Raw genomic sequence first — 18,124 nt, forward strand, 5'->3', positions numbered from 1 at the left:
GAGCTTTGCTGCGCCTGTCGCAGCTAAATCCAGACCCTTATCCAAACAAAGGAGATCGCATGCGTCGCCTGCTAACCCCGCTCGCCCTGGGGCTCGTCGCCTCGCACGCCGCCATGGCCGCCCCCGCCGCCCAACCCGGGCTGGCCGGCGTCTGGACCTTCGACGACGCGCCGTCCTATCCGGGCGTCACCCTGATGAAGATCGAGCAGAAGGCCGGCAAACCGACCGGGACCGTCACGACCGCCTGGTACGGGTCGATGGACATGCAGAACCTCGTCGTGAAGGACGGGGTGGCGACCTTCGAGCTGCGCAATCTCAACGACAAGGACAAGCCCACCCGCCAGTGGACCGCGACCCTGAAGGGCGCGAGCGTCTCCCTGGCCGGCGACATCTGGTACGCCCATGTCGAGCAGGACGGCCGCCGGGGCACGGCCGCAGACGCCAAGGCTCGCGCCTTCACCACCACCAGCCTGCCGCCGATGGGCGAGCTGGCCGCCGACGGCCTGGCCGCCAAGCCGCCGATGGGCTGGAGCAGCTGGAACAAGTTCGGCGCGGCGATCGACGACAAGACCGTGCGAGCCATGGCCGACGCCATGGTCGCCTTCGGCCTACGCGACGCCGGCTATGTCTATGTCAACATCGACGACGGCTGGCAGGGCGAGCGCGGCGCCGACGGCGTGCTGCGGCCCAACGACAAGTTCCCGGACATGAAGGCCCTGGCCGACTACGTCCACTCCAAGGGGCTGAAGCTGGGCATCTACAGCTCGCCGGGCCCCAAGACCTGCGCGGGCTACGCCGGCAGCTACGGCCACGTGGCCCAGGACGCCAGGACCTTCGCCGAATGGGGCGTCGACTACCTGAAGTACGACCTGTGTTCGGGCGAGTGGTTCTATGCCGACGCCGACACCGTCAAGCGCACCTATTACGAGATGGGCGCGGCGCTGCGGGCCACCGGCCGGCCGATGATCTATTCGCTGTGCCAGTACGGCCGCTTCGACGTCGGCGCCTGGGGCCGTCAGGTGGGCGGTCACCTGTGGCGCACCACCGGCGACATCACTGACGACTATCCGACCATGGCCAAGATCGGCTTCGACAAGAACGGCAAGCCCGAGTTCGCCGGCCCCGGCGGCTGGAACGATCCGGACATGCTGGAGGTCGGCAACGGCGGCATGACCAGGGACGAGTACCTGACCCATATGAGCCTGTGGGCCATGTCGGCCGCGCCGCTGATGATGGGCCACGACCTGCGCGACACCGGCGCCGAGGTGCTGAAGATCCTCGAGAACCGCGAGGTGATCGCCGTCGACCAGGACGCTCGCGGCGTGCAGGGCAAGGCCGTGCGCAGGGACGGGGCGACCGAGGTCTGGAGCAAGCCGCTGGCCGACGGTTCGGTCGCCGTGGCGCTGTTCAACCGCGGGGACAAGCCGGTCCGGATGGAGCTGAAGGCGGCCGACGCCGGCGTTTCCGGCCTGACCGCCGTGCGCGACCTCTGGCGCGGCGTCGATCTGGCGGCCGGCGAGCAGGCCTTCGAGGTGCCGGCGCGCGGCGTGGTGATGGTGAAGGTGAAGGGGAGCTGAGGCTCCCTTCCAGCCAACGAGGCGAGGGGCGCGGGCCGATCGGTCCGCGCCCCTTTTTCGTGCCTGTCGCCTGGGCTGACTGCGGACAAAAAAGGGGAGGGACGTTTGCACGTCCCTCCCCAAAGCGAGCGAGCCGGGAGGGCGCCGCTCAACGACGCCCGGCCTGGCCGGGCGTCGGACGTGGTTCTGATCAGTAACGGAAGCGGGCGCTGACCTGCAGGGTGCGGGCCTGCACGCGCACGCCCAGGGGCAGCGCGCGGTTCTGGCCCCAATAGACGTTGTTGTTCTCCTCCAGCAGGTTCGAGCCCTCCAGGCTGAGGGTCAGCTGCTTGATCGGAGTCCAGTTGACCGCCGCGTCCAGGCGCGAGGTCGCGTCGTTGTACGGCGAGTACTCGGGATTGTCCTGGTAGACGGTGACCTTGTAGCGGTCGCGATAGTTATAGGCGACGCGGGCGCTGAACTGCGGCGTGTCGTAATAGAGCGCCAGGTTGTAGGTATATTTCGAGGTGTTGTCGGCGTCGTAGACGCCGGGGAGCTTGCGCTGCGCTTCGGTGAAGTCGCTGTACATGATCTCGGCCTTGGCCATGTACGTGAAGTTGGCGCTGGCCCCGAAGTTGCGCAGCTTGCCGGGCAGGAAGTCGAAGAAGCCCGAAGCGTTGAACTCGTAGCCCATGAACTCGCCCGGCCCGGCGTTGCGGACCTTGTAGACCATGGCCTGCTTGTTGAGTTCCGGCACGAACTCGGTACGGCCGGCCCAGTAGATGTAGCCGTCCGGCTTCTTCAGGAAGGCGCCGGCCGACAGCACGCCGCCACGACCGAAATAGTATTCCAGCGAGGCGTCGTAGTTGGTCGAGCGGTTCGGCTTCAGGTCCGGGTTGGCGGAGAACACCACGCCGCCGATGGTGTCGATCGTGCGCCAGGACGAGATGTCGAGGAAGTTGGGGCGCTGGACGTTGTAGGTGTAGGCCAGTCGCAGCTGGACCTTGGGCGTGAAGTGGATGACGCCGTTGATGCTGGGCAATACATCGACATAGTCGCCGCCGCCGGTGATGGGCGTGATGACCTCGATGACCCGGTTGGGATCCTCCACCGTCGGGGATTTTTCGACCGAGTACTTGGTGCTGTCGATCGTTCCCTTGGTCTTGATGACGCGAACGCCGGCCACGCCGTCGATGGGGAAGCGGCTGTCGATCGCGTAGTTGACGTTGACGAAGGCGGCCAGCGACTTTTCGTCGTCGGCGTAGCTCTGGCCGAGGTTGGCCGGGGGCTTTTCCGTCGTCCAGCCCGCAGCCGTGCGGAAGGACTGCAGGTTGGCCATGATGTCCTTGCCCGACAGGTGGTACCACGACGGCGAGAAGCCGCCGACATCGAGCTTGGAGGCCTCGACGCCGACGCCCTGGGCGAAGCCGGTCAGGCTGCTGGTCGGGAAGGTGTCGCGATAGCCGTAGTCACGGGTGGTGTGACGGTCGTTATAGCGCAGGCCGACCGTGGCGCTGCGCAGGAACTTGTCCTCGCTGAAGCGGTAGGTGGCGTCGGTGGCGACGACGAATTCGTGGCTCTTGGCGTAGGTCTGTTCGTCGTGCGTCTGCGAGAGCCGGTAGTTGGCGACGTTCGACAGGTCCGTGGTCGGGAAGGTGATGTAGGCGCCGCGGCCCGGGACCTTGTCCGAGTTCAGGTCGACATTGACGGTCTTGATCGGGCTGCCCGACGAGTCCAGCAGGCGCGCGATGGTCAGGATGCCGTAGTACTCGCTGGAGCTCCAGTTGTACTGGGCCGAGCCGTTGATCTGCAGCTTTTCGCCGCGCCAGTGGACCTCGGCGTTGGTCGTGTAGTTGTCGGAATTGACCTCTTCGTAATAGGACTGCGCGCTGGCGTCGACGCCGGTGGCGCGGTTGAGCGTCAGCGACTGGACCGTCTTGCCGTCGCTGGCCAGCACGACGTTGGAGACGGTGCTGTCGGGGTCGCGGGTGGTGACGTGCAGTCGGTCGCGGCCGCGCTTTTCCTCGCTGCCGAAGTAGGAGCCCTCGAGCACGAAATCGAGGTGTTCGTCATAGCGCCATTGGCCGACCACGCTGATCGACGGACGGGTGATCTTGCCGGTCTCGACGCCGTAGTTCACCGCGTACGGCGCGATGATGTTCTTCTGGTTCGCGGGCAGCGAGTTCCACGAGTTGGTGTTCTCGAAGAAGGTGGTGGGCGACTCGCTCTCGACGAAGTCTTCCTCGTAGTTGTTGCGGGTGTAGGACCCGTTGATCAGGAAGCCCATCTCGCCGATGGCGGTGTCGAAGCGGTTGCCGATCAGCAGGCTGGCGTAGGGGCTCTTGGTGTCGCCGGTGCTGGCGTAGACGTTCTTGATGCTGCCGGCGACCGTGAGGCCGTTCTTCAGGTCCAGCGGGCGGCGCAGCTCGACATTGACCGTGCCGGCGATGCCGCCTTCGACCTGGTCGGCGGTGCGGGTCTTGTAGACCTGGACCGACTTCAGCAGTTCGGCCGGGATGTCGGCCAGGTTGGTCGAGCGGGCTTCGCCGACGCTGTTGCTGTTACCGTTGATGGTGGTCGAAATGCCCGTCATGCCGCGGATGGCGACGCTGGACCCTTCGCCGTGGACGCGCTCGATCTGCACGCCGGTGATCCGCGACAGCGCCTCGGGCACGTTGTTGTCGGGCAGCTTGCCGACGTCTTCGGACTCGATCGACTCCACGATCTGAGCGGATTTGCGCTTGCGCTCCGCGGCCGCGTTCAGGCTTCCGCGGATGCCCTTGACGATAACCGTGTCGACGACGTTGGCGTCGTCCTCGGCTTTCTTGTCTGACTTTTCAGAAGCGCTTGCGGCGTCCGCCTTGACGTCCTGCGCCAGCGCTTGATTTCCAACCATGATTGCCGCCGCGCTCGTAGCGACCAGCAACCAGTTTTTCCCTCGGACCTGCATTTGTCCTCTCCCCTGACAAATTCGTGACAGGAAGAACGCATATAACTCAGACTACGTCAAAATAAATTATACGATATATCCCAGGGTTGCGACGGCAGGTCGCTCCCGTATCCGCGCGCCCTGAAAAACAGGCGCCGCGCGCGCTTCGGACGCGCTTTCGCCCGCCTGGGCGGTCGCCTGTGCGTCGTCGTCGGTTTGAGGAAATCACGATGGGCTGTCGCCGATCCGCGGGGCGGATCAGCGTGCGCCGGGCCTAGCCGCCCTGGCGGGCGGACCTTGCCGATCGGTAGCGATCGATGTCGATGCCGTGACGACGCAGCTTGTCGTAGAAGGTCTTGCGCGGGGTCTGCAGCAGCGTCATCGCCGTGCGGGCGTCGCCGCCGCAGGCCGCCAGGGTCTCGCGGATGACCATCGCCTCGTAGCGGCCCATGCGTTCGGCCAGGCCTTCGTCGAGGCCGGGCGCGGCGCCGTCTTCGCCCAGGCCGGCCGAGGGCAGGCCCAGGGCCACGCGCTCGGCGTAGTGCGCCAGCTCTCGCACGTTGCCCGGCCAGTCATGCCCCAGCAGGTGGTCGCGGATCGCCGCCGTCAGGCGCGGCGCCGGCCGCCGCAGCCTGGCCGCGGCCTCGGCCAGGAAGTGGCCGAACAGCGCGGGCACGTCCTCGCGTCGCTCGCGCAGGGGCGGAGCCACCAGGGTCACCACGTTCAGGCGGTAATAGAGGTCGGCGCGGAAGGCGCCGTCGCGCACGGCCTCGGCCAGGTCGACCTTGCTGGCCGCGACGATCCGCAGATCCAGGTGGCGTGGTTCGGAGGCGCCGACGGGCCAGATCTCGCGCTCCTCGACCACCCGCAGCAGCTTGGCCTGCAGGGTGGGCGACAGGCCCTCGATCTCGTCGAGGAACAGCACCCCGCGATCGGCGCGCTCGATGCGGCCGATCGTGGGGCGAAGGCCGCCGGCGCCGCCGGCCGCGCCGAACAGTTCGGTCTCGAACACGGCCTCGGGAAGCGCGGCGCAGTTGACCGCGACCATCGGTCGGGCGCGCCGGGCGCCGCCGCGATGCAGGGCCTGGGCGACCAGGCCCTTGCCGACGCCGGTCTCGCCCTGGATCAGCACGTCGACCTCGGCCTCGGCCAACTGGGCGATGGTGGCGCGCAGGCGCTGCATGACCGGCGTGTCGCCGAGCAGCATCGAGCCGCCGGGGCTCTGGGCGGCGGCCTCCAGGCGGCGGTTGTCCAGCACCAGCCGGCGCTTCTCCAGCGCGCGCGACAGGGCCGCCGTCAGCCGCTCCATCGGAAAGGGCTTGGAGACGAAGTCGTAGACCCCGTCCTGCAAGGCGGCGACGGCCATGGCGACGTCGCCGTGGCCGGTGATCAGCAGCACCGGAATGTCGGGGTCGATCGCCTGGACGCGCTGGAACAGCGCCAGGCCGTCCATGCCCGGCATGCGCACGTCCGAGACCACGGCCCCGTCGAAGTCGCGCGCCAGTCCCTTCAGCGCCGCCGGGGCGTTGTCGAGCGCCGCGACGTCGAAGCCGCGCAGCGTCAGGCCCTGCGCCAGCGCGACCCGCAACGCCTCGTCGTCGTCGACGAGCAGGATCCTGCCGGCCGGCGCGCTCATGGAACGGCCTTGCGCAGGGTCAGGATGAAGGTCGCGCCCTGGCCGGGCGCCGAGGTCGCCGTCAGTTGGCCGCCGAAGTCGACGGCGATGTCGTGGGCGATCACCAGGCCCAGGCCAAGGCCGCGCGGCTTGGTGGTCAGGAACGGCGTGAAGAGGGCGCGTTCCACCTCGGGCGCCAGACCCGGACCGTTGTCGCCGACGGCGATCTCGACCGTGTCCACGTCTTCTCGCACCGTGACGGTGACGACGCCGTCGGCGCGACCGCCCACCGCCTCGAAGGCGTTCTGCAGCAGGTTGACCAGCACCTGTTCGAGCCGGACCCGTTCGCCCAGTACGCTAAGGCCCGCCGTCTCGCCCAGGCGGACAAGGCGGGCCTCCTGGCGTCGCGACCGGCTTGCGGTCAGCAGCACCGAGCCGTCGATCACCTCGGTGACCAGGGTCGGCTCGACCCGGCCGTCGGCCTTGCGCGAGAAGGCCCGCAGTTCGTCGGTGATCCGGCCGATCCGCTCCGTCATGGCGACGATGGCGGTGAAGGTCTCGCCGGCGGCGTCGGCGAGACCTCGGCCGATCAGCAGCAGGCCGTTGTCGGCGTTGGCCCGGATGGCGGCCACCGGCTGATTGATCTCGTGCGCCACCCCGGCGGCGATCTGGCCCAGGGACGCCAGCTTGTTGGCCTGCACCAGGTCGGCCTGCAACGAGCGGAGCCGGGTTTCCGTGCGCTGGCGCTCCTCGACCTCGTGCGACAGGGCCCGGTTGGCGTCGGTCAGTTCGTGGGTGCGCTCCTCGACCCGTCGTTCCAGCTCCAGGCGCGTCTCGCGATCGCGCAGGGCGGCCAGGTGGATGCGCCGCCGCCGCACCCACAGCCACAGCAGGGCCGCGCTCAGCAGGGTCCAGACCAGGGCGGTGATCCACCGCGCCGCCGCCGCGGCCTGCTCGGCGGGAACGGCGGTGCTCAGGAGGTGCAGGGTCCAGCCGGGGGCGATGTCGGGCAGGCGCGTCTCGATCTGGCGTTCGGCGCGGGGCGTATCGGTCCGGGTCACGGCGCCGGACTTCTGGCGCAAGGGCAGAGGGCTGAACGTCGCGCCGCCATACTGGCCACCGGCGCGCAGGGCGTCCCGCCTGGTTTGCGGCAGAGGATCACGGGCGAGGAAGCGCCATTCGGGCTGGCTGGTGATCAGCACCAGCCCCTGGCGGTCCACCACGAAGGCCGGTTCGCCGATGGCGCGCCAGGCCGCTTCGACGCCGTCGAACTCCAGCTTGACCACCACCACGCCCAACGGTCCGGACGGGCCGTCGACACGGCGGGCCAGGTAGAGGCCGGGCTTGCGGCTGACCGTGCCCAGGGCGAACTGCTCGGCGTAGCCGCTGCGCAGGGCCTGGGTGAAATAGGGGCGAAAGCCGTAGTCGGAGCCGACGAAGCTGGTCGGCAGCCGCCAGTTGCTGGCCGCCGCGGTGACGCCGTCGGTCGCGATGACATAGACCGCCGCGGCCCGCGCCTGCACGCCCAGCGCCTCCAGCTTGCGCGACAGCGCCTCCAGCCTGGCGGGCGAGCGGCTGGCGAGGGCGGCTTCGAGGTCGGCGTCGTCGGCCAGGACCAGGGGCAGGGCGCGTTGCTTGTCGAGTTCGCTGCGCAGCACCGCCGCGTGCAGCGCCGCCGAGGCGGCCGCCCGCGCGCGCAGCGCCGTCATCGCTCGCTGCTCGACCAGGGCTCCGACCGACCAGACCAGCAGGGCGCCGGTCACCGCCGCGACCAGGGCGAACACGAGCAGTCGCGGTCGGGAAAGGGTGGGCGCCGAGGCGGCGAACGGCTTCGGCTCGATCGGTTGAGGTTGTGCCATATTCCACACAATACGGATCCGGGCTGGGCGGATTATGGCACGCGCTCGGGTGTCGACGCGAGCCAATATCGTCATATTCCCTCGTTTATTCATATTCTTACGGATTTTCTCGGGAGGGCTCCTCCCACTTGCCGAGGGCTGCGCCACTCTGGATCCAAGCGTCCGACCTGCAAGGGCGCGCGAGGAAGCCAGCCAGGAGCCCGCCGAATGATCCCGCAAGTCCCGTCCGTCGCGACGCCGCCGCGCCCCGGTCCCTGGTACACGCACCTCTACGTCCAGGTGCTGGTCGCCATCGCCGCCGGCGCCCTGATCGGCCACTTCTGGCCCGGCTTCGGCGAGAGCCTGAAGCCGCTGGGCGACGCCTTCATCAAGCTGGTGAAGATGGTCATCGCCCCGGTGATCTTCCTCACCGTCGTCACCGGCATCGCCGGCATGCGCGACCTGGGCAAGTTCGGCCGCGTGGTGCTCAAGGCCTTCGCCTACTTCCTGACCTTCTCCACCCTGGCCCTGGTGCTGGGCATGGTGGTGGGCAACCTCGTCCATCCGGGCGCGGGCATGAACATCGATCCGGCCACGCTGCACAGCGAGAAGGTCGCCGACTACGCCGCCAAGGCCCACGAGACGACCATCGTCGGCTTCCTCAGCAACATTATCCCGGCCACGGTCACGGGCGCCTTCGCCGACGGCGACATCCTGCAGGTGCTGTTCTTCTCGATCCTGTTCGGTGTCGCGCTGGTGCTGGTCGGCGACAAGGGCCAGCCGGTCGTCGACCTGCTGGAGTCGATCGCCCACGCCTTCTTCCGCCTGGTCGGCATCCTGATGAAGGCCGCGCCCATCGGCGCCTTCGGAGCCTTCGCCTTCACCATCGGCAAGTATGGCATTGGCTCGGTCGTGAACCTGGCCGCCCTGGTCGGCACCTTCTACGCCACCTCGATCATCTTCGTGGTGGTGATCCTGGGCGCGGTCGCCCGGTTCAACGGCTTTTCGATCCTCAAGCTGATCCGCTACCTGAAGAGCGAACTGCTGCTGGTGCTGGGGACGAGCTCGTCGGAATCGGCCCTGCCCAGCCTGATCGACAAGCTGGAGCGCGCCGGCTGCGCCAAGCCGGTCGTCGGCCTGGTGGTCCCGACCGGTTATTCGTTCAATCTCGACGGCACCAACATCTACATGACCCTGGCGGCGCTGTTCATCGCCCAGGCCACGGGCGTGCACCTGTCGCTCGGCGACCAACTGCTGCTGCTGGGCGTGGCCATGCTGTCGTCCAAGGGCGCGGCGGGCGTCACGGGGGCCGGCTTCATCACCCTGGCCGCCACGCTTTCGGTGGTGCCCTCGGTGCCCGTGGCCGGCATGGCCCTGATCCTCGGCGTCGACAGGTTCATGAGCGAGTGCCGGGCGCTGACCAACTTCATCGGCAACGCGGTGGCCACCATCGTCGTCAGCCGCTGGGAAAAGGCCCTCGACAAGGACGCCCTCGACGCCGCCCTGGCCGGTCACGCCGTCCCGTCCGACGTCGAGCCGGTTCCGGCCGCGGCCGAGTAGCGATTCCAAAAGGCAGCCGGGCCGCCGACGCGGCGGCCCCTTCCTCCTCCTCTTCCTCCCGCGCGCGCCGCGGGAGCGGGAACCCACGCCCATGCGCATTCTCTTCGCCACCACGGCCCTCGTGGCCGTCGGCTTCGCCGGCGCCGCCCGCGCCGAGGACGCCGATCTCGCCGCCCTGAAGGCTCAGATCCAGCTGATGCAGGCGCGGATCGACGTCCTGGAGCGCCAGTCCGCCGTCACTACGGCCGCTCCCACCGCCGCGCCGATCGCGACCCTGCCGACCGCCCCGCCGCCGAAACCGGCCGCCGAGACCGTTCGCTGGGAGAACTCGCCGCGCTTCACCGACGCCTCGGGGGCGACCTTCAAGCTGCGCGGCCGCATCCTGCTGGACGCCGTCGACGCGGTCGCCGAGCGCGACGGCGTCGCCGACTATCACGCCCGCCAGTTCAAGGCCCGGCAGCTGTTCCTGGGCGTCGAGGGCCAGACGGGCCGCTGGGGCTATCGCCTGGAAGGCGGCGCGGTCAGCGGCGGCGCCTGGAGCTGGGACGACGCCATCATCGAGTACAAGCTCGACGCCCAAACCTCGCTGCTGGCCGGCAACCAGAAGGCCGCCTCGCTGGAGGGGCTGACCTCGTTCAAGTCGATCACCTTCATGGAACGCGGCGCCTATGGCGACGTGATCGACGCCGGCTACGCCCTGTCGCTGGAAGCCGTGCGCACCGGCTCCAACTGGTCGCTGTGGGGCGCCTTGCAGGGCGACAACATCAACAAGACCGACACCACGGGCGGCTACGATCCCAACCAGGCCGTCGAGCGGCTGGGCGCCACTGTCCGCGCCACCTGGTCGCCGCAGCTTTCTGACGCCGACCGCCTGCACCTGGGCGCCTGGGTGCGCCGCCGCGATCGGGGAGGGGAGACCGGCTTCACCTATTCGGCGGCCGCCAACACCGCCTTCAGGTCCCAGACCTCGTCCGGCGCGACCCTGTTCTCGACCGGGGCGGTCGGCGACGGCGACACCACGCTTGGGATCGAGGCCGCCTGGATCCACCGGGCGCTGTCGCTGCAAGGCGAGGCGGCCCGGATCAAGGTCGACCGCATCGCCACCAATCTCAGCTCCACCCTGGGCGGGCCGGACTTCGACATCGTCACCGCCTACGCCTCGGCCAGCTGGTTCGCGACCGGCGAGACGCGGCCCTACAATCCCAACGGCTCGTTCGGCCGGATCAAGGTCGCCCATCCGCTCGACAAGGGCGGCCTGGGCGCGCTGGAGTTCGCCGCCCGTTACGACTACGCCGACTTCAGCGACATGGCGGCCAACGGCGTCGCCACGCTGGCCTCGCAGACCGGTCTTTCCACGGCGGGGACCTACAAGGCCGTCACGCTCGGCGCCAACTGGTATCCCTATTCTTATGTGCGCCTGACCGGGAACCTGACGCGGGCGACCATCGACAACCGCCTGATCGCCGGCTCGCAGCTGGACGCCGACGTCACCGTCGCCCAGGCCCGCCTGCAGTTGGAATTCTAACGGGGGCGAAAACCTTGTCCTTCGACAGGCTCAGGAAGAGGTTTTTCTGGCGTCTGAGACTGTAATGGTCCTCATCCTGAGCTTGTCGAAGGACGAGGACCACGCAGGGCGGGTCAAGGTTGATCCGTCCTACAGCTTGACCACCTGGCCCGTCCGGGCCGACTGGCCGGCCGCCTCGGCCAGAGCCAGGGCCTCGACGCCGTCGACATAGCCGATCGCCGGCAGGGCTTCCCCGCGGATGATCTGCGCGAAGTGCGCCATCTCCCGGCGGTAGGCCTCGGCGTAGCGGTCGAGGAAGAAGTTCTGGAAGGCGTCGCTGGCCGCGCCCGCCTCGCCCCAGACCGAGACCGTGCTCTCGGTGACGTTGTCGGCCCGAACCAGACCTTTGGAGCCGAAGGCCTCGATGCGCTGGTCGTAGCCGTAGCCGCTGCGGCGGCTGTTGCTGATCATGCAGATCTTGCCCGAGGCGGTGCGCAAAAGGATCTTGGCGGTGTCGACGTCGCCGGCCTCGCCGATGGCGGGATCCACCAGGCAGCTGGCGGCGGCGAACACCTCGGTCACCGGCTCGTCCAGCAGCCAGCGGGCCATGTCGAAATCGTGGATCGCCATGTCCTTGAACAGCCCCCCGGACACCTTGACGTAGGCGACCGGCGGCGGGGCCGGGTCGTGGCTGGTGATGTGCACCGTTTCCAGCGCGCCGACCGCGCCGGCCGCCAGTCGGGCCTGCAAGGCCTGGAAGCTGGGATCGAAGCGGCGGTTGAACCCCAGGAACAGCTTCACGCCGGGCGCGCCCAGTTCGGCGGCGGCCGAGCGGGCGCGGGCCAGGTCCTGGTCGATCGGCTTCTCGCAGAACACCGCCTTGCCCGCCGCCACGGCCTTCAGACTGTAGTCGAGGTGGGTGTCGGTCGAGCTGGCGATGATCACCCCCGCCACCGACGGATCGTTCAGCGCGGTATCGAGATCGGAGACCTGGGCGCCGGTCTCGGCGGCGAGCGCCTCGGCCGCCTCGGCGACAGGGTCCACCACATGCTTCAGGCGCAGGCCGGCCTGGCCGGCGACGTTCTTGGCGTGGATGCGGCCGATGCGGCCCGCGCCGAGGATGGCGATGTCGTGCATGGGAACCTTCAAGGTCTCGGTGGATTGAGCGCAGGAGCGGGCGGCGTGTCCATCGCCTGACCGTTCGATCGCGTCGTATCGACCATGACCGCTCCCTCGTCCGGCTCGTGACGCGGCCGGGACTTCGTGTTCCTGTAGCCTGGAATAAAAATTCCCTCTACGGGTAAAGTGGAATTCCTGGTCGTGAGTTGAACCCTGGCGTTCATACGCGGAACGGATATTCTAATTTGACCGATCGGACTGTGGGGCGCGGATGACGGAAGAAATCATGGCGGCGAACGCTCCCGCCAGCGCGGACGAGCTGCGGGCGGCGATCCTCGAGCGCTACGAGACGCTGAGCAAGCGCCTGCAGCAGATTGCGCGCTACGTTCTGGACGAGCCCAACGAGATGGCCCTGGAGACCCTGGCGGTGATCTCAGAGCGATGCGGCGTGCAGCCCTCGGCCATCGTGCGCTTCGCCAAGACCTTCGGCTTTCCCGGCGCCAGCCAGATGCAGCGGCTGTTCCGCGACGGCCTGCTGTCAGGCCACTCGGCCCTGGGCTATGGCGAGCGCGTGCGTCACTTCAACGAGGCCGTGGCGCGCAAGCCCGAGAGCGGCGCCGACGTGCTGTCGGAGTTTGTCGAGGGCAACACCTTGGCGCTCCAGAACCTCGGCCAGACGGTCAGCGAGGCCGACATGGCCAAGGCCGTCGCCCTGATCGACAAGGCCGAGACGGTCTATGTGGTCGGCTTCCGCCGCTCGTTCCCGGTGGCATCGTACCTGGCCTATTCGCTGCAGCAGGTGAACAAGCGCACCCTGTTCATCGACGGGGTGGCGGGCCTGACCAAGCAGCAGGTTCAGACCATCGGTCCCAAGGACCTGCTGATCGCCGTCAGCTACCACCCCTATGCCGAGGAGACTGTGCAGGCCGTCGAGATGGCGGTGCAGCGCGACGCCAAGGTGCTGTCGATCAGCGACAGCCTAGTCAGCCCGATCGCCAAGCCGGCCGAACTGGTGCTGCACGTGCGCGAGTCCGAGGTGCGGACCTTCCGCTCCCTGGCCGCCTCGATCTGCCTGGCCCAGGCCCTGGTGATCGGCTTCGCCTTCGAGGCCAACAGGGAAAAGGGCAAGAAGCGCAAGGCCGGCTGAACCGCGCGTTCCATTCGCGCTCAAAAATGAAATGAATGTTGCGAGATTTGGAAGCTTGGAATATGCGTTACATGGCGCCGACGGGGAGGTCGGTCAGAAAAAAGTAGCGTGGAACCGGAATGGCGCACGACGAAAAGGCCCTTGATCTCATCACCGTCGGCCGTTCCTCCGTCGACCTCTACGGCCAGCAGACCGGCGGCCGGCTGGAGGACATGTCCTCCTTCGCCAAGTATCTGGGCGGCAGCCCGACCAACACCGCCGCGGGCGGCGCGCGCCTTGGCCTGAAGACGGGCCTGCTGACCAGGGTCGGCTCCGACCACATGGGCCGCTTCATCCGCGAGCAGCTGGTGCGCGAGGGCGTCGACGTCGCCGGCGTGCTGTCCGACCCCGACCGCCTGACCGCCCTGGTGATCCTGGGCATCCGCGACCGGGTGAACTTTCCGCTGATCTTCTACCGCGAGAACTGCGCCGACATGGCGCTGCTGCCCTCCGACGTGGACGAGGCCTGGATCGCCAGGGCCGGCGCGGTGCTGATCAACGGCACCCATCTGTCGCAGCCCAATGTCTACGACACCAGCCTCAAGGCCGCCCGCGCGGTGAAGGCGGCCGGCGGCCGGGTGGTCTTCGACATCGACTACCGCCCCGTGCTGTGGGGCCTGGCCGGCAAGGACGCCGGCGAGAACCGCTTCGTCGAGAACCGTCAGGTCACCGAGAAGCTGCAGGAGGTCGTGGCCCTCTGCGACCTGATCGTCGGCACCGAGGAGGAGATCCATATCCTCGGCGGCTCGACCGACACCATCGCCGCCCTGCGCGCGATCCGCGGCGGCGCCCCCGGCGCGCTGCTGGTCTGCAAGCGCGGGCCCGACGGCTGCGTGGCCTTCCCGGGTGCGATCCCCGACAGCCTGGACGAGGGCGTCAGCGCGCGCGGGTTCAAGGTCGAGGTGTTCAACGTGCTGGGGGCGGGCGACGCCTTCATGGCCGGCTTCCTGCGCGGCTGGTTGCGCGGCGAAAGCGTCGAAACCTGCTGCGAGTGGGGCAACGCCTGCGGGGCCATCGTCGTCTCGCGCCACGGCTGCACCCCGGCCATGCCGACCTGGGTCGAACTGGAAGCCTTCCTGTCCGACCGCGAGCGGCCGTTCCGCCTGCGCGAGGATTTGGAGCTGGAGCACATCCACTGGGCCACCACCCGCGACCGCGTCTATGACGAGCTGACCGTCCTGGCCGTCGATCATCGCAGCCAGTTTCTCGACCTCATCGCCGAGACGGGCGGCGATCCCGAACGCATTCCGCATTTCAAGACCCTGGCCCTGCACGCGGTCGAGGCCGTGGCCGGCGGCGACGAGAGCCGCTTTGGCCTGCTGCTGGACGGTCGCTTCGGGTTCGACGCCTTGGCCCAGGCCGCCGACCACGACTACTGGATCGCCCGCCCGATCGAGCTTCCCAAGTCGCGGCCGCTGGAGTTCGAAAGCTCGGCCGACGTGGCCACCGAGCTGGTCGAGTGGCCGGCCAGCCAGATCGTCAAGTGCCTGGTCTTCTATCACCCCGACGACGAGGTCGAACTGCGCGAGCGCCAGGAGCGTCAGCTGCTGCGGTTGTTCGACGCCTGCCGCAAGACGCGCCACGAACTGCTGCTCGAACTGATCCTGCCGGCCGGCATGCACAGCGACAGTCGGACCGTGGCGCGCGGCGTGCGCCGGCTCTACGACCTGGGCATCCGCCCCGACTGGTGGAAGCTGGAGCCCCTGACCGATCCGGCCGCCTGGCGCGAGATCGAGATCGCCATCCGCGAGAACGACCCGCTCTGCCGGGGCGTGGTGCTGCTGGGGCTGTCGGCGCCGGAGGCCGAACTCGTCGCCTCGTTCGAGGTCGTCGCGCCGTTCCCGATCGTGAAGGGCTTCGCCGTGGGGCGGACGATCTTCTACGATGTGGCTCGCGATTGGCTGGCCGGCCGCATCGACGACGAAGCGGCCGTCGCCGCCCTGGTGAGCAAGTTCAAGGTGCTGGTGGACGCCTGGAAGCGTCTGCGGAGCGCCGCCGAGAAAGCCGCGTAAATGGCCGTGATCCGTCTTACCGCCGCCCAGGCGACCGTCCGCTGGCTCTCGCAGCAGCATGTCGAGACCAGCGAGGGCGTGGTCCCTTACTTCGCCGGGGTCTGGGCGATCTTCGGCCACGGCAATGTCGCGGGCCTGGGCGAGGCCCTGCACGGCGCCCGCGACGTGCTGCCGACCTGGCGCGCCCACAACGAGCAGGGCATGGCCCACGCCGCCATCGCCTTCGCCAAGCAGTCGCGGCGCGAGCGGGCCATGGTCTGCACCACCTCGATCGGGCCGGGCGCGACCAACATGGTCACCGCCGCCGCCCTGGCCCATGTGAACCGCCTGCCGGTGCTGTTCCTGCCCGGCGACGTCTACGCCAGCCGCCGGCCCGATCCCGTCCTCCAGCAGATCGAGGACTTCGGCGACGCCACGGTCAGCGCCAACGACTGCTTCCGGCCGGTGTCGCGCTATTTCGACCGCATCACGCGGCCCGAGCAGATCCTCGACGCCCTGCCGCGCGCCCTGGCGACCATGCTCGACCCGGCGACCTGCGGCCCCGCGACCCTGGCCTTCTGCCAGGACGTCCAGGCCGAGGCCTTCGACTATCCGGAAGCTTTCTTCGCCAAGAAGGTCTGGCGCATCCGCGCGCCACGTCCCGATCCGCGCGAACTGGCCGACCTCGTCGCCCTGATCAAGGCGGCCAAGCGACCGCTGGTCGTGGCCGGCGGCGGGGTGCTCTACGCCCGCGCCGAAGCCGCCCTGGCCGACCTCGCCTCCGCCGCCGGCCTGCCGGTCGCCGAGACGCAGGGCGGGAAGGGGAGCCTGGCCTGGGATCACCCGCTGAACCTCGGTGCGATCGGCGTCACCGGCACGAGCGCCGCCGTCGCCGCCGCCGAGCGGGCTGACCTCGTCATAGGCGTCGGCACGCGATTGCAGGACTTCACGAGCGGTTCTCGCGCCCTGTTCGGCGCACCGGATCGCAAGCTGGTCCAGGTCAATGTCGCCCCGCACGACGCCCACAAGCACGGCGCCACCAGCGTTGTCGGCGACGCCAAGGCGGTGGTCGAAGCGCTCGCCGAAGCCTTGGATGGTTGGCGCGCGCCCGAAGCCTGGACGGCTGAGGCGACCGGCGGCGTCGCCGGCTGGAACGCGATCTTCGACGCCGCGACGGCGGCCGACGACCGGCCTCTGCCGACCGACGCCCAGGTGCTGGGCGCCGTGTGGCGGGCCTCGTCCGACGACAGCGTGGTGGTCTGCGCCGCCGGCGGCCTGCCGGGCGAACTGCACAAGCTGTGGCGCACGCGCCGGCCCGGCGGCTATCACGTCGAGTACGGCTTCTCGTGCATGGGCTACGAGATCGCCGGGGCCGTCGGCGTGAAGATGGCCGCGCCGGACCGCGAGGTCCATGTGATGGTCGGCGACGGCAGCTACCTGATGCTCAATTCCGAGCTCGCCACCTCGGTGATGCTGGGCGCCAAGCTGATCGTCACCGTGCTCGACAACCGCGGCTTCGGCTGCATCAACCGCCTGCAGGCCGCCACCGGCGGGGCGGCGTTTAACAACCTGCTGGCCGACACCGTCCACCAGACCCTGCCCGAGATCGACTTCGCCGCCCATGCAGCGAGCCTCGGCGCGCGGTCGGAGAAGGTCGCCGGCCTGGCCGAACTGGAAGCCGCCCTCCAGCGCGCCAGGGCCAGCGACCGGACCTATGTCGTGGTCATCGACACCGACTCGGGGCCCACCACGCCGGGCGGCGCCTGGTGGGACGTGGCGGTGCCCGAGGTCTCGACGCGCCCGGCCGTCAACGCGGCCCGCGCCGACTACGAAGACAAGATCAAGCAGCAGCGTACAGGGGACTGACCCATGACCATCCGTTTCGGCGTGAGCCCCATCGCCTGGATCAACGACGACATGCCCGAACTGGGCGGCGACACCCCGCTGGAGAGCGTGCTGGCCGACTGCCAGGCCATCGGCTTTTCCGGCGTCGAGCTGGGCGGCGTCTTCCCGCGCGATCCCTTGGTGCTGAAGCCGCTGCTCGACCGCTACGGCCTCGACCTCGTCGGCGGGTGGTACAGCGGCAACCTGCTGGTGCAGTCGGCGCAGGATGAGATCGCGGCGTTGCAGCCGCACCTGTCGCTGCTGAAGGCGATGGGCTGCACCGTCTTCGTCCACGCCGAGACCAGCAACGCCATCCATGGCGACCGCTCACAAGCCCTGTCGGCCACCCCGCGCCTCGACGTCGAGGGTTGGAAGGAATTCGGCGCGCGGCTGACGCAGGTGGCCGACTACATCCAGGCCCAGGGCCTGAAGTTCGCCTACCACCACCACCTGGGCACCGTCGTCGAACGACCCGAGGACCTCGACGCCTTCCTGGCCAATACCGGTCCATCGGTTGGCCTGACGGTCGACACCGGCCATGCGGCCCTGGGCGGTCTCGACCCCGTCTCGATCATCCGCAACCACCCCGAACGCGTCGCCCACGTCCACTGCAAGGACATCCGGGGAGAGGTGTTCAGCAAGGTGATTTCGCAGGACGGGGGCAGCTTCCTCGAAGGCGTGCTGGCCGGCATGTTCACAGTGCCGGGCGACGGCTCGCTCGACTACGCCGCCGTCATGCAGGCCCTCGCCGAAATCGGCTATTCCGGCTGGATCATCGTCGAGGCCGAGCAGGATCCGGCCATCGCCAATCCCCGCCAGTACGGCGAGATCGGCCTGGCCACCCTGAAACGCGAAGCGGCTTCGGCGGGCCTGAGGGCGGCGTGACCCCTTTTCAACTCCACTCCTCGTCATCCCGGCCGCAGCGCGTAGCGCGGAGAGCCG

11 protein-coding genes are annotated in these 18,124 nt (G+C 68.8%); 7 read left to right on the forward strand and 4 right to left on the reverse strand.

Annotated features, from left to right (window positions below; genetic code table 11):
* The first annotated feature begins 59 nt into the window (after positions 1-59).
* Entirely contained in the window at positions 60-1,577 is a 1,518-nt protein-coding gene (locus tag AC07N1_RS11050; RefSeq protein ID WP_494671851.1) for a glycoside hydrolase family 27 protein, read from the forward strand.
* Between the two features lie 190 nt (positions 1,578-1,767).
* Here AC07N1_RS11050 and AC07N1_RS11055 read toward each other — a convergent pair whose 3' ends face one another.
* The 3 genes from AC07N1_RS11055 to AC07N1_RS11065 form a co-directional block, all read right to left on the reverse strand.
* Positions 1,768-4,452: a TonB-dependent receptor gene (locus AC07N1_RS11055; protein ID WP_494671852.1), complete on the reverse strand. Its 2,685-nt coding sequence runs from the start codon at positions 4,450-4,452 to the stop codon at positions 1,768-1,770.
* A 307-nt stretch (positions 4,453-4,759) separates the two neighbouring features.
* Entirely contained in the window at positions 4,760-6,121 is a 1,362-nt protein-coding gene (locus AC07N1_RS11060; protein WP_494671853.1) for a sigma-54-dependent transcriptional regulator, read from the reverse strand.
* Positions 6,118-7,959 carry a sensor histidine kinase gene (locus tag AC07N1_RS11065; RefSeq protein WP_494671854.1) on the reverse strand — a complete coding sequence of 614 codons (1,842 nt, stop codon included), beginning with the start codon at positions 7,957-7,959 and terminating at the stop codon, positions 6,118-6,120. The genes AC07N1_RS11060 and AC07N1_RS11065 overlap by 4 nt, the downstream gene beginning before the upstream one ends.
* Before the next feature lie 207 nt (positions 7,960-8,166).
* Here AC07N1_RS11065 and AC07N1_RS11070 point away from each other — a divergent pair, with 207 nt between their 5' ends.
* Complete coding sequence (locus tag AC07N1_RS11070) at positions 8,167-9,498, forward strand: dicarboxylate/amino acid:cation symporter (RefSeq protein WP_494671855.1); 1,332 nt, start codon at positions 8,167-8,169, stop codon at positions 9,496-9,498.
* 91 nt (positions 9,499-9,589) lie between these two features.
* The gene (locus tag AC07N1_RS11075; RefSeq protein WP_494671856.1) at positions 9,590-11,023 is read left to right on the forward strand and encodes an OprO/OprP family phosphate-selective porin; all 1,434 of its coding nucleotides are present in this window, start codon (positions 9,590-9,592) and stop codon (positions 11,021-11,023) included.
* Between the two features lie 129 nt (positions 11,024-11,152).
* On the opposite strand, the gene iolG is transcribed toward AC07N1_RS11075, so the two are convergent.
* Positions 11,153-12,139 (reverse strand): inositol 2-dehydrogenase, encoded by a 987-nt coding sequence (gene iolG, locus AC07N1_RS11080; RefSeq protein ID WP_494671857.1) that lies wholly within the window; start codon positions 12,137-12,139, stop codon positions 11,153-11,155.
* Between the two features lie 253 nt (positions 12,140-12,392).
* Between iolG and AC07N1_RS11085 the strand changes: the two genes are divergently transcribed.
* The 4 genes from AC07N1_RS11085 to iolE all read left to right on the forward strand — a co-directional run bounded on the left by AC07N1_RS11085 (position 12,393) and on the right by iolE (position 18,067).
* The gene (locus AC07N1_RS11085) at positions 12,393-13,268 is read left to right on the forward strand and encodes a MurR/RpiR family transcriptional regulator (RefSeq protein ID WP_494671858.1); all 876 of its coding nucleotides are present in this window, start codon (positions 12,393-12,395) and stop codon (positions 13,266-13,268) included.
* A 119-nt stretch (positions 13,269-13,387) separates the two neighbouring features.
* Positions 13,388-15,319 (forward strand): bifunctional 5-dehydro-2-deoxygluconokinase/5-dehydro-2-deoxyphosphogluconate aldolase, encoded by a 1,932-nt coding sequence (locus AC07N1_RS11090; RefSeq protein WP_494671859.1) that lies wholly within the window; start codon positions 13,388-13,390, stop codon positions 15,317-15,319.
* Positions 15,320-17,164, forward strand: coding sequence for a 3D-(3,5/4)-trihydroxycyclohexane-1,2-dione acylhydrolase (decyclizing) (iolD, locus tag AC07N1_RS11095; RefSeq protein WP_494671860.1), 1,845 nt, complete (start codon positions 15,320-15,322; stop codon positions 17,162-17,164).
* A 3-nt stretch (positions 17,165-17,167) separates the two neighbouring features.
* Positions 17,168-18,067, forward strand: coding sequence for a myo-inosose-2 dehydratase (iolE, locus tag AC07N1_RS11100; protein ID WP_494671861.1), 900 nt, complete (start codon positions 17,168-17,170; stop codon positions 18,065-18,067).
* Positions 18,068-18,124 lie beyond the last annotated feature (57 nt).

It is taken from the genome of Caulobacter sp. GW821-FHT09B11 (assembly GCF_059418205.1).

Bases quoted from the DNA above. Each gene is read 5' to 3' on its own strand.
- AC07N1_RS11050 (WP_494671851.1), top strand. From the start codon at position 60: ATGCGTCGCCTGCTAACCCCGCTCGCCCTGGGGCTCGTCGCCTCGCAC.
- AC07N1_RS11055 (WP_494671852.1), bottom strand. From the start codon at position 4,452: ATGGTTGGAAATCAAGCGCTGGCGCAGGACGTCAAGGCGGACGCCGCA.
- AC07N1_RS11060 (WP_494671853.1), bottom strand. From the start codon at position 6,121: ATGAGCGCGCCGGCCGGCAGGATCCTGCTCGTCGACGACGACGAGGCG.
- AC07N1_RS11065 (WP_494671854.1), bottom strand. From the start codon at position 7,959: ATGGCACAACCTCAACCGATCGAGCCGAAGCCGTTCGCCGCCTCGGCG.
- AC07N1_RS11070 (WP_494671855.1), top strand. From the start codon at position 8,167: ATGATCCCGCAAGTCCCGTCCGTCGCGACGCCGCCGCGCCCCGGTCCC.
- AC07N1_RS11075 (WP_494671856.1), top strand. From the start codon at position 9,590: ATGCGCATTCTCTTCGCCACCACGGCCCTCGTGGCCGTCGGCTTCGCC.
- iolG (WP_494671857.1), bottom strand. From the start codon at position 12,139: ATGCACGACATCGCCATCCTCGGCGCGGGCCGCATCGGCCGCATCCAC.
- AC07N1_RS11085 (WP_494671858.1), top strand. From the start codon at position 12,393: ATGACGGAAGAAATCATGGCGGCGAACGCTCCCGCCAGCGCGGACGAG.
- AC07N1_RS11090 (WP_494671859.1), top strand. From the start codon at position 13,388: ATGGCGCACGACGAAAAGGCCCTTGATCTCATCACCGTCGGCCGTTCC.
- iolD (WP_494671860.1), top strand. From the start codon at position 15,320: ATGGCCGTGATCCGTCTTACCGCCGCCCAGGCGACCGTCCGCTGGCTC.
- iolE (WP_494671861.1), top strand. From the start codon at position 17,168: ATGACCATCCGTTTCGGCGTGAGCCCCATCGCCTGGATCAACGACGAC.